Consider the following 15,279-nt stretch of genomic DNA (forward strand, 5'->3'; position numbering starts at 1 on the left):
GGAGACGACGCCTTGACCCGCCCAGCCGCAGGAGTCCTCGCCGCCGCACTGGCGGCGACGCTCCTGCCCGCCCTGCCCGCCGCGGCCGCCGGCACCACCCGGCCGCCGGCCCCGCCCTCGGACGCGGCACTCGCCGCCGAGCCCGCACGGCATGACCTCACCCGCGAGCAGTTCTACTTCGTCCTCCCCGACCGGTTCGCCAACGGCGACCGCCGCAACGACACCGGCGGCCTCACCGGCACCCGCCTGCAAACCGGCCTCGACCCCACCGACAAGGGCTTCTACCAGGGCGGCGACCTCAAGGGCCTCACCGACCGGCTGGACTACATCAAGGGGCTCGGCACCACCGCCATCTGGATGGCGCCGATCTTCAAGAACCAGCCCGTGCAGGGCAAGGGCGACGACGTCTCCGCCGGCTACCACGGCTACTGGATCACCGACTTCACGCAGGTCGACCCGCACTTCGGCACCAACGACGACCTCACCCGGCTCATCGACAAGGCACACGCCAAGGGGATGAAGGTCTTCTTCGACGTCATCACCAACCACACCGCCGACGTCGTCGACTACAAGGAGCAGTCCTACTCCTACCTGTCGAAGGGCGCCTTCCCCTACCTCACCAAGGACGGCGTCCCCTTCGACGACGCCGACTACGCGGCCGGCGGCCGCAAGTTCCCCGCCACCGACCTCTCCGCGTTCCCCCGCACCCCCTTCGTCCCCGAGGGGAAGAAGAACCTGAAGGTCCCCGCCTGGCTCAACGACCCGGCGATGTACCACAACCGGGGCGACTCCACCTTCGCCGGCGAGTCCTCCGAGCACGGCGACTTCTTCGGCCTCGACGACCTGTGGACCGAGCGCCCCGAGGTCGTCAGCGGCATGCAGAAGATCTACGAGAAGTGGGTCAAGGACTTCCGTATCGACGGCTTCCGCATCGACACGGTCAAGCACGTCAACACCGGCTTCTGGACCCAGTGGGCCACCGCCCTCGACAAGTACGCCGCCAAGCAGGGCCGCAAGGACTTCTTCATGTTCGGCGAGGTCTACTCCGCCGACACCGCCGTCACCTCCCCCTACGTGACCCGCGGCCGACTCGACGCCACCCTCGACTTCCCGCTCCAGGACGCCATCCGCGCCTACGCCTCCCAGGGCGCCGGCGCCGGACGCCTCTCCGCGGTCCTCGCCGACGACTACCGGTACACCACCGACAAGGCGAACGCCTACGAGCAGGTCACCTTCCTCGGCAACCACGACATGGGCCGCTTCGGCACCTTCCTGCGCCAGGACCGGCCCGGCGCCGGCGAACAGGAGCTCCTGGCCCGCTACCGGCTCGCCAACGAGCTGATGTTCCTCAGCCGCGGCAACCCCGTCGTCTACGCCGGCGACGAACAGGGCTTCACCGGCGCCGGCGGCGACAAGGACGCCCGCCAGCCCCTCTTCGCGTCCAGGACCGCCGACTACCTCGACGACGACCAGCTCGGCACCGACCGCACGCACGCCGCCGACGCCTACGACCCCTCCCACCCCCTCTACCGGCAGATCGCCGCCCTCTCCAAGCTCACCCGCGAGCACCCGGCCCTGCGCGACGGCGTCCAGAGCGAGCGCCTGAACGACGGCTCCGTCTACGCCTTCGCCCGCACCGACGCCCCCGCCGCCGGCGGCAAGGGCGGCAAGGGCAAGGGCAAGGGCGGCAAGGACAAGGCCCGCCCCGCCCCGCGGCACGAGTACCTCGTCGCCGCGAACAACGCGGCCGAGGAGCGCACCGTCCGCATCGACGCCCCGGCCGGAGCCCAGTACCGCACCCTGTACGGCGGGACCGCGATCATCCGCGCCACCGCCGACGGCAAGCTGACCGTCCCGCTGCCCGCCCTCGGCACGGTCGTCCTCAGGGCCCTCGAACCGGTCGCCGCCCCGGCGGACAGGCCCGCGCTGACGCTGAAGGCCCCGGCCGCCGGTGCCGCCGGCACCGTCGAGGTGTCCGCCGAGGTCAGCGGCGGCGGCCTGAACCGGGTCGTCTTCGCCGCCCAGGCCGGCAACGGCCCCTGGCAGGTCCTCGGCTCCGCCGACCACGCCCCCTACAAGACCACCCAGCACGTCGACGCCAAGCCCGGCACCCCGCTGCGGTACAAGGCCGTCGCCGTCGACTCCGCCGGACGCACCGCGAGCGCGCTCGCCGCATCGACCGCCGGGCAGCTGCCGCCCCCCGGAGTGCCCACCGCGACGCAGCGCGAGTACGCCGTCGTCCACTACCGCCGCCCCGACGGCGACTACACGAACTGGCGCCTCTACGCCTGGGGCGACCTCGCCGAGGGCGAGGCGACGCCCTGGCCCGAGGGCCACGCCTTCACCGGCCGCGACGCCTACGGGGCGTTCGCGTACGTCCGCCTCAAGCCCGGCGCCTCCTCGATCGGCTACCTCGTCATCGACAAGGACGGCAACAAGGACGTCGCCGCGGACCGCACCCTCGACGTGACCCGCACCGGCGAGGTCTGGCTGGAGCAGGGCCAGGAGGCCGTCCGCACCGAGCGGCCCGCCTACCCGCCGCAGGACCGCACCAAGGCCGTCCTGCACTACCAGCGCGCCGACGGGAACTACGACGGCTGGGGCCTGCACGTCTGGGCCGGCGCCGCCCACCCCACCGACTGGTCCAAGCCGCTGGCCCCCGCCCGCATCGACTCCTACGGAGCCGTCTTCGAGGTGCCCCTCGCCGCCGGAGCCGAGTCGCTGAGCTACATCGTCCACAAGGGCGACGAGAAGGACCTCCCGACCGACCAGTCCCTCGACCTCAAGGCCGTCGGCCACGAGGTGTGGATGCTCGGCGGACGGGCCCCCTACCTGCTGCCGCAGCCCGCGGGCTCCGCCGCCGGCCTCGACCTCGGCGCGGCGCACGCCGTCTGGATCGACCGGGACACCGTCGCCTGGAACGCCCCCGCGGCCGCCGCGTCCGTCCAGCTCCTCGCCTCCGCCGACGGGTCGGTCAAGGCCGAGAACGGCACCCTGACCGGGACGGCGCAGTGGATCCGGCTCACCCCCGGCACGCTGACCGACGCGCAGAAGAAGAAGTTCCCGCACCTCGCCGGACACACCGCGCACCGCGTGGACGCCCGCGACCGCGACCGCGTCCGGGGCGCCCTGCGCGGCCAGGTCACGGCCTCCGCCCGGGCCGCCAACGGGGCGGTCCTCGCCGCCACCGGCGTCCAGCTCGCCGGGGTCCTCGACGACCTGTACGCGAACAACAGCGCGCTCGGCCCCGTCTTCAAGGACGGCCGTCCCACCCTGTCGGTGTGGGCGCCGACCGCCCGCACCGTCGAGCTCGAACTCGACGGCCGCATCCTGCCGATGCGCCGCGACGACGCCACCGGCGTCTGGTCGGCGCGCGGCGAGCGCTCCTGGACCGGCAAGCCCTACCGGTACGCCGTCACCGTCTGGGCGCCCGGGGCCCGGCAGATCGTACGCAACCTGGTCACCGACCCGTACTCCACCGCCCTGACCGCGGACTCGGCGGCGAGCCTCGCCGTCGACCTCGCCGACCCGAAGCTGGCCCCGCCCGGCTGGCGGCAGCTGCGCAAGCCCGCCGCGGTCCCCTTCACCAACGCGCAGATCCAGGAACTCCACATCCGCGACTTCTCCGTCGCCGACCCCACCAGCAAGCACCCCGGCCAGTACCTGGCCTTCACCGACGCCGACTCCCGGGGCATGCGGCACCTGCGCGGCCTCGCCGCCGCCGGCACCTCCTACGTCCACCTCCTGCCGGCCTTCGACATCGGCACCATCCCCGAGAAGCCCGGCGACCGCACCGAACCCGCCTGCGACCTGAAGGTGTACGCACCGGACTCCGAGGAGCAGCAGGCCTGCATCGCCGCCGCGGCGGCGAAGGACTCCTACAACTGGGGCTACGACCCCCTGCACTACACCGTCCCGGAGGGCAGCTACGCGAGCAACCCGGACGGCACCGCCCGGACCGTCGAGTTCCGCAAGATGGTCCAGGCGCTGAATGGCGCCGGCCTGCGCACGGTCATGGACGTCGTCTACAACCACACCGTGGCCGCCGGGCAGGACGGCAAGTCCGTCCTCGACCGGATCGTCCCCGGCTACTACCAGCGGCTCCTGCCCGACGGCAGCGTCGCCACCTCCACCTGCTGCGCCAACACCGCCCCCGAGAACGCCATGATGGGCCGCCTCGTCGTCGACTCGATCACCACCTGGGCGAAGGAGTACAAGGTCGACGGCTTCCGCTTCGACCTGATGGGACACCACCCGAAGGACAACATCCTGGCCGTCCGCAAGGCCCTCGACGCCCTCACCATGGAGAAGGACGGCGTCGACGGCAAGCGGATCATCCTCTACGGCGAGGGCTGGAACTTCGGCGAGGTCGCGAACAACGCCCGCTTCGTCCAGGCCACCCAGGCCAACATGGCGGGCACCGGCATCGCCACCTTCTCCGACCGGGCCCGCGACGCCGTCCGCGGCGGCGGCCCCTTCGACGAGGACCCGCGCGTCCAGGGCTTCGCCTCCGGCCTGTTCACCGCCCCCAACGGCTCGCCCGCGAACGGCAGCCCGGCCGAGCAGCGGGCCCGCCTGCTGCACGACCAGGACCTGATCAAGGTCGGCCTCTCCGGCAACCTCGCCTCGTACGCCTTCACCGACACCTCGGGGCGCCGCGTCAAGGGCTCCGAGGTCGACTACAACGGCGCCCCGGCCGGCTACGCGGCCGCCCCCGGCGACGCCCTCGCCTACTCCGACGCCCACGACAACGAAACCCTCTACGACGCCCTGGCGTTCAAGCTCCCGCAGGACACCCCCACCGCCGACCGGGCCCGCATGCAGGTCCTGGCGATGGCCGTCTCCGCGCTCTCCCAGGGCCCCGCCCTGTCCCAGGCCGGCACGGACCTGCTCCGCTCCAAGTCCCTCGACCGCAACTCCTACGACAGCGGGGACTGGTTCAACGCCATCCACTGGGACTGCCGCGCCGGCAACGGCTTCGGCCGCGGCCTGCCCCCGGCAGCCGACAACAAGCCGAAGTGGACGTACGCCAAGCCCCTGCTGACCGGCCCCGCCCCCGGCTGCACCGAGATCAGCGGCGCCTCGGCCGCCTACCGCGACCTGCTGCGCATCCGCACCACCGAGCCGTCCTTCCGGCTCGGCACGGCGGAACAGGTCCAGGCGGCGCTCTCCTTCCCGCTCTCCGGGAAGGAGGAGACGCCCGGGGTCATCACGATGGTGCTCGGCGACCTCGCCGTCGTCTTCAACGCCACCCCGCAGACGCAGGAGCAGCGCGTCCCCGCCCTCGCCGGCACCGGCTACCTGCTCCACCCGGTGCAGGCCGCGGGCTCCGACCCGGTGGCCCGGAAGGCCGCGTACGAGGCGAGGACGGGAGGGTTCACCGTCCCGGCCAGGACCGTCGCGGTGTTCACACGACGCTGAGCCGGTCCAGCCGCTTCTCCAGGAGGACCACTCCGTAGACGCGGCCGTCCCTGCCCTCCTTGTGGGGGAACTCCCCGACCACCCGGTAGCCCGCGTCCTGGTAGTACGCGAGCAGCCGGGGGTTGGTGGAGAGGCAGTCCAGCCGCGCCCGCGGCAGGCCCGAGCCGGCGATCCGGCGCTCGGCGTGTTCGAGCATCCGCCGGCCGGTCCCCGCGGGCGCGGTCCGGCGCTCCACCATCAGCCGGTGGACGTACCCGGCGACCGGGGGCTGCACGCCCCAGGCCTCCTCGTCCGACCACCACAGCTCGTACGCGCCGGCGATCCGCCCCTCGGAGCCGACCGCGAGCCACACCTCGCCGTCGCGCATCCGCGCCGCGAAGTGCGCGGCGTCCCTGTCCCCGGGCTTCCACTGCTCGATGCCGTTCTGCTGCATCCACCGGGCGGCCCGGTCGAACAGGCCCGCCAGCATGGCGGCATCCGTCTCCACGGCCCGCCGGAACAGGATCATGTCGTCAATGCTCACGCGCGCATTATCACGTGATGATCACCGGGGCTCGGGGGCAGGTCCGGGCATCGGGTCAGGCGCCGGTTCGCGCGTCGGGCCCGCGTCGCCCGGGACGAGTGACGCGAGGCGCGCCACCAGTTCGCCGAACGGCCCGTCCGCCGGCTCGTGCGCCAGGATCCGCGCCAGCACCCCGGCCATCTCCGCGTTGTACGCGGCGCTCACGGCGGCCAGTGCCGCGAAGTCGTGCACCAGCTGGAGCTCCAGCTCCGCGCGCGGGATCTCCCGCCCGTCCAGCCACAGCAGCGCCGTCGACTCGGCGAGCGAGACCCACGAGCGGACGACGAGGCGCAGCCGCGCCGGCGGCTCGCCGATCCCCAGGTGCCGCAGGATCTGCTCGTACGCGGCCTGCCGCACCTCCTCGACCAGCGCGTTGGTCCGCGTGGACCCGACGGCCGGACCGCCCCGCATCAGCGCGGAGAAGCCGGGCCCGTGCTCGTCGACGAACGCGAAGAACCGGCCCATCACCCGCAGCAGCCGCGTCCCGAGCGGTCCTTCCAGCGGCTCGTCGAACCGCTGCGCCAGCTCGTCGGCTGCCCGCCGCAGCGCGGCCTCGTACAGGCTCAGCTTCCCCGGGAAGTAGTGGTAGACGAGCGGCCGCGATATGCCGGCCGCCGCCGCGATCTCGTCGATCGACACGTCCTCGGGCGACCTGTCGCTGAACAGCTGGAGAGCCACTGCGATCAGCTGCTCCCGCCGCTCCTCGACACCCATCCTGCGCCGCACCCCGGTTGTCATGCCGACACCCTACTGCCCGCCCGGGGCGGGTCCTTGGGGCGCGGCCCCGCCGGTCACAGGTCCAGGACCAGGCGTTCCCCCCGTGCGCGGGAGACGCACAGCAGCATCGAGTCCGCCTGCTCGGCGTCGGTGAGAAGCCCGTCGCGGTGGTCCACCGGGCCCGCCAGGACCCGCTGCCGGCAGGTGCCGCAGAAGCCCTGCCCGCAGGAGTACGGGGTGTCGGGCAGCTCGCGGCGGACGGCGGCCAGCGCCGACTCGCCGGCCGCGACCTCGACCGTGCGGCCGGAGCGGCGCAGCTCGACGGTGAACGGCCGGTCGCCTGCGGTGCCGGAGGAGGCTGGGGCGAAACGTTCCAGCCGTACGCGGGAGGGGTCGGGGGCGGCGGCGAGGAGCGCGGCGGTCAGCGGCTCGGGGCCGCAGGCGTACACGAGCGCGTCCGGCGGGGCCCCGGCGAGCAGGGCGGCGAGGTCGGGCAGCCCGGCTTCGTCCTCGGGGACGACGCGGACGCGGGAGGACCTCCCGGCGGCGGAGTCGAGTCCGGCCAGCTCCGGAAGGAACGGCATGGCGGCGCGGCTGCGCCCCCCGTACAGCAGCCTCCAGTCGGCGCCGGCCGCGGCGGCCGCGCGGACCATCGGCAGGACCGGGGTGATGCCGATGCCGCCGGCGACGAACACGTACGAGGCGGCCGGCTCCAGGGCGAACCGGTTGCGCGGAGGCCGCAGTTCCAGCACACCGCCCTCGGCGAGCCGGTCGTGCACCTCGCGGGAGCCGCCCCGGCCGTCCTCCACCAGCCGGACCGCGATCGTGTAGCGGCCGCGGTCGGCGGGGTCCCCGCACAGGCTGTACTGGCGTACCAGCCCGGACGGCAGCAGGACGTCCACATGCGCCCCCGGGGTCCACTCCGGCAGCTCGGGCGACTCCAGCACCAGCCGCACCACGCCCTGCGCGGGCTCGGTGCGGGAGGCGATCCGCGCGCGCAGCCGGCGGCGCGGCGAGTGCCCGGACACCGGCTCGGCCAGCGCGGGCAGCGGCCACAGCGGCGAGCGGGATATGCGTGCGCGCAGGGCGCGGCGGGCCACGAGGACCGCGCCCGCCACCGCGGCGGCTTTCAGGGCCCGTGTCACGGCCGGGCACCCCCGTTCGCCCCGGGGGAGGAGGCCAGGTAGGCCGCCGCCTGGGCCGTGGAACCCTCCTGCGACGGGTGGTACGTACGGGACAGGTAGGTCGGTATGGACTTCAGCATCGCCCCGGTGGAGGGCAGCACCCCCTGCTGGCCGGCCCGGAAGAACTGCCCGACCGAGGCCTTGGCGCCGACCAGCTCGGGGTCGTTGTCCATGAAGAAGCGGACGCCCCGCTGCCACAGCCACACCAGAGACGCGAACGCGGTCGCCCACGTCCGCACGCGCCGCCGGTAGCCGCCGTCGACGTGCAGGAACAGGTCGAAGGCCACCGAGCGGTGCTCGACCTCCTCGGCGCCGTGCCAGCGCAGCAGGTCGAGCATCACCGGGTCGGCGCCGCGGCGGTCCAGCTCGTCCGCGTTGAGCATCCAGTCGCCGAGGAACGCCGTGTAGTGCTCGATCGCCGCGATCATCGCGACCCGCTCCATGAGCCACCAGTGCCGCGCCCTGCCGGGCGGCAGGGTCCGGTCGCCGAGCAGCTTCTCGAAGACCCAGTCGACCTGGGCGGTGTACGGGGTGGGGTCCAGGCCCTGCCGCCTCAGGTGCGGCAGCACGTCGTCGTGCGCGGCGGCGTGCACGGCCTCCTGCCCGATGAACCCGATCACGTCCGCGCGCAGCCGCTCGTCCCGGATGTGCGGGAGCACCTGCTTGAAGACGTGCACGAACCACCGCTCGCCCGCGGGCAGGAGCAGGTGCAGCACGTTGATGGTGTGCGTGGCGAAGGGATCGCCGGGCAGCCAGTGGAGCGGGGTGTCCTCCCAGCCGAAGGACACGTTCCGCGCCTTGAGCTCCGTGTGCTCCGACGCCACGCGGGCGGGGGCGAGCGGCCTATTAGACATGGCGTCAATGTACTGGCGGGCGCGGGGCGGGAAAACCCCTCGGCATCCCCGGGCGGCCCCGGCTGCCTTCCCCGGCCGCGCGCGATCCCCGTGCGCCCCAGGGGCACCTCGCTCAACAGCCGTCCCGAGAGGGAACCATGCCCCCACCCGTGACCGCCGTGACGGCCGTCACCGCCGTCACCGGCGCGGGTGCGTGCGGCCCGGCGCCGTCACTGCTGCGCCCCGCCCAACGGCGCAGCCTTCGTCCCGTCCGTGAGCCTGCCCGACAGGGTGACCTGCGCGCCCGCCGGCGCCTTCACCGCCAGCCGGCTGCTCGCGGACGACCCGCTCACCCCGCCGCCCGACGCCGACAGCGAGGCGAACTGGGCGCTGCCCGCGGCCAGCACGTACCACTGGCCCGCCTTCGACTTCCACTGCACGCCCGCCAGGACGCGCGGCTCCCGCGGACCGCAGGCCGGCGAGCCCTCCGCCTGCGCGGCCTGCGCCGCCACCTCCTGGCCCGGCGCCAGGAACTGCGCCTGCACCCGGTCCCGTACGCCCGCCCAGGTCTCGGCCCGCGTGCACAGCCACGACGCCGTGCCCCCGCCCTCCGGCAGGGACTGCCGGGCGTACGCCCAGGCGTTCACCGAGCGGACCCCGTTCGAGCGGAACGACGGCAGCAGGCAGGCGATCTTCGACCACTCGCCGAGTTCCCCGGCCTGCGCCACGTCCCGCTCGGCGCCCGGTGCGCCCGAGGTCAGCCGGGCCGGGACCAGCTCGCCGAGGTCGGTGACCAGCCGGCTCCCGCCGTCGCCGGTGACGGCCAGCGCGTTCCAGGAGGTGCAGGTGCCGCCGGGGGCGGGGCTCGGCACGGGCGGGGTGACGCCGTGCCTGTCCGGCTTCAGCGCCGTCGGCTCCCCGCCCGGCTTCAGCAGGTCCCGTACCGCAACACCGGTCACCCACGGGGCCGTCAGGTAGCGGACGTTCCCGTCGACCCGGCCCAGCACCAGCGCCGACGCGGTCTCCGCGGACGCGCCGTCCGCCCGGGCGAAGTCCAGCGCCGCCGCGGAGGTCCCCGCGACCGGCTCCGCGTACCGCACCACGCGCAGGCCGTCGTACAGCAGCACCACGACCGCCTGGTCGACGGTCCCCGCGAACAGCAGCTGCGCCGGGCCCATCGGCGGGCCGGGCGGGGTGCCGGGCGTCGCCGACGCGGCGACGGTCGCGCCGGGCCGCGCCCACACGGCCAGCGCGCGGCGCAGCAGCGCGGAGTCGCCGGCGCGGTCGCCGCGGGCGGGCCAGGTCGAGAACCCCGTACGGGACGACGTACGCCACAGCGACGGGACGACCCGGATCAGCCTGTCCGGGTCCAGGGCCTGCTCGGCCGCGGCGTTCTTCGCGTACGGCGGGGCCGCGGCCCCGTCCGCACCCCAACCCCCGGCGGGCAGGGCGAGCAGTGCCCCGCACACCGCGAGCGCGGCGCCCGCCGCCGCCGCGGCCCGCCCGAGGCGGCGCCGGCGCAGCAGGTCGGTGGGGCGGGCCTGGAGCACGCACGGATCGAACTCGGGGGCGGCGAACAGGGCGTCGTGGACCGGGTCCCCCGACTCAGCGACCGCCGCGGCCGGATCCGCAACCCCCGCCCCGGCGAGCACCCGCAGCACCTCCGGCTCCGGCAGCCCCTCCAGCGCGCGCAGCACGCAAGCGGCCCGGCCCGGCCCGTCGAGGGTGGCCAGCCACTGGTCCAGCGCCAGCTCCTCGGCCCCGCCCGCACGGGGGAACAGCCGCAGCCCCCACACCTGCGGGAGCAGGCCCGGCAGCTGCGCCCGCTTCGGCAGCGCCCGGAACGTCAGCGGAAGCCCGGCCTCCAGGGCGGAGCGCAGGACGCGCAGCCGGACGTACGCGTACCCCGCCTCGGCGGCAGCCGCCCCGGCGCGCTGCCCGGGCAGGCCCTGCCGCGCCCGCCGGCCGCCGCCGCGGGAGGGGCGCCGGGGGCCGCGCGGCAGGGCCCGCTGCGCCAGGGCGTGTGCGGTGAGCACGCGCCGGTGGCGGCCCAGCGAGGGCGGCAGTACCAGGTAGGCGAGCCGCACCAGCCGCGGATAGTGCTCGACGATCGCGGCCTCGGCCTCGTCGACGCCGAGCGGCGCGGGGGACGGGTGGCGGGTGGCGGTGTCCGGCGCAGTCACGTTCAGCAGAACGAGCGAATGGTCGGATGGTCACCGCTCCCGGCTCACCCGTCCGGGCGCCCGGCGGGGGAGGAGGCGGGTTCGGGGCCGGGCCGGGGCCGCGTTCGGGGCCGGCTGCGGGACCCGCCGCCGGATCGTTTCTCCGGCTGCGGCTGCGGCTGCGGCTGCGGCTCCGGCGTCAGCGGATGAGGCGGGCGCGCAGCGCCTCCACCGTCCCGTCCGGGACGCCGAGCCCCTCGCGCACGTACTTCTCCATCGAGCCGTACCGCGTGTTCACCTCGTCGAGCGCCGCCTCCAGGTAGGAGGGGAACACCCCGATCAGGCCCAGCGCGATGTCCGGATCGCCGCCCGAGACGGTGAAGCCCTCGATCATCCGGGCGAAGGCCTGCCGGACGGCCGGATTCACCGACAGGTACTCGGCCATCAGGGTGTCGTCGTCGGCGCCGAGCAGCGCGAGCACCACCGTCGCCCCCCAGCCCGTACGGTCCTTGCCCGCCGTGCAGTGGAACAGCAGCGGGCCCGCCTCCGGGTCCGCCAGCTCCGTCAGCAGCGTCCGGTACGCGGCCTGCGCCGACGGCAGGCTCACCAGCGCCCGGTAGATGTCGGCGAAGAGCACCGCCACCTTGCCGCCGCCCAGGTGCTCCTCCGCCAGCGCCGGATCCGACAGGAGGTCCTTCAGCTGCGACGCGGCCGGCATCCGCCCCGCGCTCACCTTGTCCGCCAGCACGTCCTCCACCACCAGGCGCACGCCCGGCGGTATCCGGTCCGGGTACTCCGCGCGCTCCACGGTCGTCCGGAAGTCGATGACCGTGCGCAGGCCGAGGGCGGCCACCGCCGGGTCGGCGGCCGCGTCCATCCGGTCGAGCTGGCCGGAGCGCAGCACCAGGCCCGGCCGCACGGTGCGGCCGCCGGCCAGCGGGGTGCCGCCGAGATCGCGGAGGTTGGCGACGGTGGTGGAGGGCGTTGCGGTGGCGGTCATCGGGCGGCTCCGGGGGTCGGTCGGCGGTGAGGGGGAGTCGGCGGGGCGTGACGGGTTTTTGTGCTGGTTCATCTGATTTTCGATGCTTTTCGGGTGGAGAGGTAATCGAAGGCGAGCGACAGCCCGACCCCTATCCCGAGCGCCGCCAGGTGCCCGGCGTCCGTGAACGTCCGGCCCCGCCGCAGCACCGGCTGCGCGGCGGCCGCCAGCAGCCCCACCCGCGTCGCCGTGCGGACCGGCCCGCGCGGCAGCGCCGACGTCAGCGCGCCGAGCACGGCGTTGAACCCGTAGCTGGTCCCCACGTCCAGGGCCCGACGGGTCTCCGGCCCGGCCCGGCCCCGCAGCGCCCCGTACACCAGCAGCGTCGCCGTGACGTGTCCGAACAGGAACACCCCGGCCGTCCACCAGGCCCCGTACGCGTACTCCGCATACCCGAGCACCGCGACGAGCAGGAGCGCGTACGGGAGCGGCATCGGCTCCTCGACCACCAGGGCACTGCTCAGCAGCGTCTCCCAGCGGCCCGCGGCGAGGTTGTCGACGTTCGTCGAGCAGCCGCGCAGCAGCCGCTCCCGCCCGGGGGCCTCCAGCACGGCCAGCGCGTACGCCCCGAGCTGCACGCCGACCGTGTACGCCGCCCCGCCCAGCGGCAGCGGGCGGGGGACCGGCAGACGCCCCCGCCACGCACCGGTCAGCGGCCACGGCCACGCACCCGGCGCCCCGGCGGGCGGCAGGCCGGACAGGGACCCCGCCGGGCGCGGAGCGGGGGCGGGCCGGGCGGCGGCCGGCAACGGCCCGGGCGCGGGGCGCGGCCCCCGCGCCGGCACCGGCCCCGGCAAAGGCGTCGGATTCATCCGACCATGATCGGCCAACGGCCCGCGGCGCGCCCCGCCGGGGCCGGTAGCCGACGTTCCGCCTCTGCCGGGCCTGTGCGAGCATGTTCCGGCCATGTCAGGTGAACCCGCGCCCCTGCGCGCCACACGAGCCGCGCTCTTCGCGGCGGTGTGCACCGCGCTGGGCGCCGCGGGGCACGCCCTGATGTCCGGCGCCGACATCCCGCCCCGCGGTCTGCTCGCGGCCTTCGCCGCGACCGGCGCCCTCGCCTGGCTCGCCGCCGGCCACCGCCGCGGCCCCCTCCCCATCGGCGCGGCCCTGCTCGCCGCCCAGGGAGCCCTGCACCTCGCCTTCTCCGGCACCGCCGCCGGCCACCACCACGCGGCCGCCCCGGCGGCCCCGGCTCCGGCCCCCGCTCCTGCCCCCGTCTCCGCCCTCGCCGAGCCGATGCCCGGCCACCACCACCTCCACGGCACGGTGCTCCCCGCCGGAGCCCCCGACCCGCACGCCGCCGCGGGCGCCGACGCCCTCGCCGCCGGCGGGACCTCCCTCGCCGACGCCGCCGGCCGACTGGCCGACACCGCCGGGCACGGCGGGCTGGGCATGCTCGCCGCCCACCTGCTCGCCGCGCTCCTGTGCGCCGCCTGGCTCGCCCGCGGCGAGGCCGCCGTCTTCCGGCTCGCCGCAGCCCTCGGCGCGGCCGCCGTCCATGCCGCCCGCCCGCTCGCCCGCGCCCTGGCCCTCGTACGGGCACGCGCCGCCCTGACCCCGCGGCCGCCCGCACCCCGGCGGCCCGCTCACACGCCGCCGCGCCGGCTGCGCGGAGCCGTCCACGCCCACACCCTCGTCCGCCGCGGACCGCCCCGCCGGCCCGGCAGTGCCCTCGACACCACCTTCACGGCCCCCGGCCGTGCCGCCCGCGCCTGACCGGCGCGCCTCCCGCCGTGCGCGGAGGCAGGGCGGGGCGAGACAGGGGGCCGGTTCCCCCATGTCTTCGCCCACACGAACAGGACACCCATGTCTCTCGACGAGGCCCAAGGCGCCGCCGCCCGCACCGCGGACGCCGCCGACACCGAAACCGAAACCCCCGGACCCCGACCCGCGCCGGCCGACCGGCCGGCCCCCGAGGCCCGGCCCGGCGGCTGGGCGGCCCTGCGGCCGCTCCTGCTGCGCATGCACTTCTACGCGGGCCTCCTCATAGCCCCGCTGCTCTTCCTCGCCGCCGCCACCGGCCTGCTGTACGCGGGCTCCTGGCAGGCCGAGAAGATCCTCTACGCGGACGAGCTGACCGTCGACCGCGTCGGCGAGGCCGCCGTACCGCTCAGCACCCAGATCGCCGCCGCCCGGCACGCCGAACCCGAAGGCAAGGTCGTCGCCGTGTGGCCCGCGCCCGAAGCCGAGGCCACCACGCGCGTGATCATGGAGGCGCCGGGACTCGCCGAGGGCGAGACCCGCACCGTCTTCGTCGACCCGTACACCGCCCAGGTCGACGGCGCGCTGACCACGAACGGCGACGCCCTGCCGCTGCGCGCCTGGCTCAGCGAGTTCCACGCCAGCCTCCAGCTCGGCGAGTTCGGCCGGAACTACAGCGAACTCGCCGCGAGCTGGATGTGGGTGGTCGCCCTCGGCGGCGCCGCCCTCTGGATCGGCCGCCGCCGCACGAGGAAGGCCCACCTCGTCGTCCCCGACCGCAAGGCCACCGGCCGCCGCAGGACCCTCTCCTGGCACGGCACCGTCGGCCTGTGGGCCGCCCTCGGCCTCGTCGCCCTCTCCGCGACCGGCCTGACCTGGTCGAAGTACGCCGGCGAGAACATCGGACAGCTCCAGGACCGCCTCGGCGGAGCCACCCCGTCCGTCTCCGCCTCCCTCACCCCGGGCCAGGCCGCCGGCGGCGACGAACACGCCGGGCACGTTATGACCGAGGACATGGAGATGCCCCCGGCGCCCCCGACCGCCGACATCGGCATCGACCGGGCCGTCGCCGCCGCACGCGAGGCGGGCGCCACCGAGTGGCTGCAGGTCACCCTGCCGGCGAAGGGCAACGGCTACGTCGTCAAGGAGAAGGACCGCGAGTTCCCGGTCCACTTCGACACCGTCGCCGTCGACCCCGCCGACGGGCGCGTCATGGACGTCCTGCGCTTCTCCGACTACCCGCTCCTCGCCAAACTGACCCGCTTCGGCATCGACCTGCACATGGGCCAGACCTTCGGGCTCGCCAACCAGATCGCTCTCGCGGCCCTCGCCCTCGCGGTCATGCTGCTGGTCTTCTGGGGCTACCGCATGTGGTGGCTGCGCCGGCCCACCAAGGACCGCGCCCTGTCTGCCGGGCGCGCCCAGCCGCGCGGCGCCTGGCGCAAGCTGCCCGTGACGCTGCTGCTGCCGCTCGCCGCCGCGACCGCCGTCGTCGGCTGGTTCGTGCCGCTGCTCGGCCTCAGCCTCGTCGTGTTCCTCGCGGTCGACATGCTGCTCGGCGCCCTCGCCGGCCGCCGCGCCAAGGCGGAGGCCGGGGCCGCCGGCTAGGCCCGGCCGCCCCGGCACCGTGCGGGCCCGTACTCCACAGGGGGGAGTA

General features: G+C 75.3%; 10 protein-coding genes. 3 read left to right on the forward strand and 7 right to left on the reverse strand.

Annotated features, from left to right (window positions below):
• The first annotated feature begins 12 nt into the window (after positions 1-12).
• A complete protein-coding gene (pulA, locus tag MUK52_RS22520) occupies positions 13-5,421 on the forward strand; it encodes a pullulanase-type alpha-1,6-glucosidase (RefSeq protein WP_284579524.1) in 5,409 nt (1,802 codons plus the stop codon).
• Here the strand turns inward: pulA and MUK52_RS22525 are convergent.
• From MUK52_RS22525 to MUK52_RS22555, 7 genes are all read right to left on the reverse strand, one after another.
• Positions 5,408-5,929: a GNAT family N-acetyltransferase gene (locus tag MUK52_RS22525; protein ID WP_174250544.1), complete on the reverse strand. Its 522-nt coding sequence runs from the start codon at positions 5,927-5,929 to the stop codon at positions 5,408-5,410. The two genes, pulA and MUK52_RS22525, sit on opposite strands and share 14 nt — an antisense overlap.
• 36 nt (positions 5,930-5,965) lie before the next feature.
• Positions 5,966-6,721 carry a TetR/AcrR family transcriptional regulator gene (locus tag MUK52_RS22530; RefSeq protein WP_284579527.1) on the reverse strand — a complete coding sequence of 252 codons (756 nt, stop codon included), beginning with the start codon at positions 6,719-6,721 and terminating at the stop codon, positions 5,966-5,968.
• A 53-nt stretch (positions 6,722-6,774) separates the two neighbouring features.
• Positions 6,775-7,845 (reverse strand): PDR/VanB family oxidoreductase, encoded by a 1,071-nt coding sequence (locus MUK52_RS22535; RefSeq protein WP_284579529.1) that lies wholly within the window; start codon positions 7,843-7,845, stop codon positions 6,775-6,777.
• Complete coding sequence (locus MUK52_RS22540; protein ID WP_284579532.1) at positions 7,842-8,738, reverse strand: metal-dependent hydrolase; 897 nt, start codon at positions 8,736-8,738, stop codon at positions 7,842-7,844. The genes MUK52_RS22535 and MUK52_RS22540 overlap by 4 nt, the downstream gene beginning before the upstream one ends.
• A 209-nt stretch (positions 8,739-8,947) precedes the next feature.
• Positions 8,948-10,900 (reverse strand): hypothetical protein, encoded by a 1,953-nt coding sequence (locus tag MUK52_RS22545; RefSeq protein WP_284579534.1) that lies wholly within the window; start codon positions 10,898-10,900, stop codon positions 8,948-8,950.
• Between the two features lie 178 nt (positions 10,901-11,078).
• On the reverse strand, positions 11,079-11,879 hold the full coding sequence (locus MUK52_RS22550) for a tyrosine-protein phosphatase (RefSeq protein ID WP_114057303.1): 801 nt from the start codon (positions 11,877-11,879) through the stop codon (positions 11,079-11,081).
• Between the two features lie 68 nt (positions 11,880-11,947).
• Positions 11,948-12,496, reverse strand: a complete 549-nt coding sequence (locus MUK52_RS22555) for a rhomboid-like protein (RefSeq protein ID WP_246042670.1) — start codon at positions 12,494-12,496, stop codon at positions 11,948-11,950.
• Positions 12,497-12,824: 328 nt separating this feature from the next.
• Here MUK52_RS22555 and MUK52_RS22560 point away from each other — a divergent pair, with 328 nt between their 5' ends.
• On the forward strand, positions 12,825-13,637 hold the full coding sequence (locus tag MUK52_RS22560) for a hypothetical protein (RefSeq protein ID WP_284579536.1): 813 nt from the start codon (positions 12,825-12,827) through the stop codon (positions 13,635-13,637).
• Between the two features lie 90 nt (positions 13,638-13,727).
• Positions 13,728-15,230, forward strand: a complete 1,503-nt coding sequence (locus MUK52_RS22565) for a PepSY-associated TM helix domain-containing protein (protein WP_284579538.1) — start codon at positions 13,728-13,730, stop codon at positions 15,228-15,230.
• Positions 15,231-15,279: the final 49 nt, after the last annotated feature.

The organism is Streptomyces sp. 2P-4, assembly GCF_030167965.1.
GTDB lineage: Bacteria > Actinomycetota > Actinomycetes > Streptomycetales > Streptomycetaceae > Streptomyces > Streptomyces globosus_A.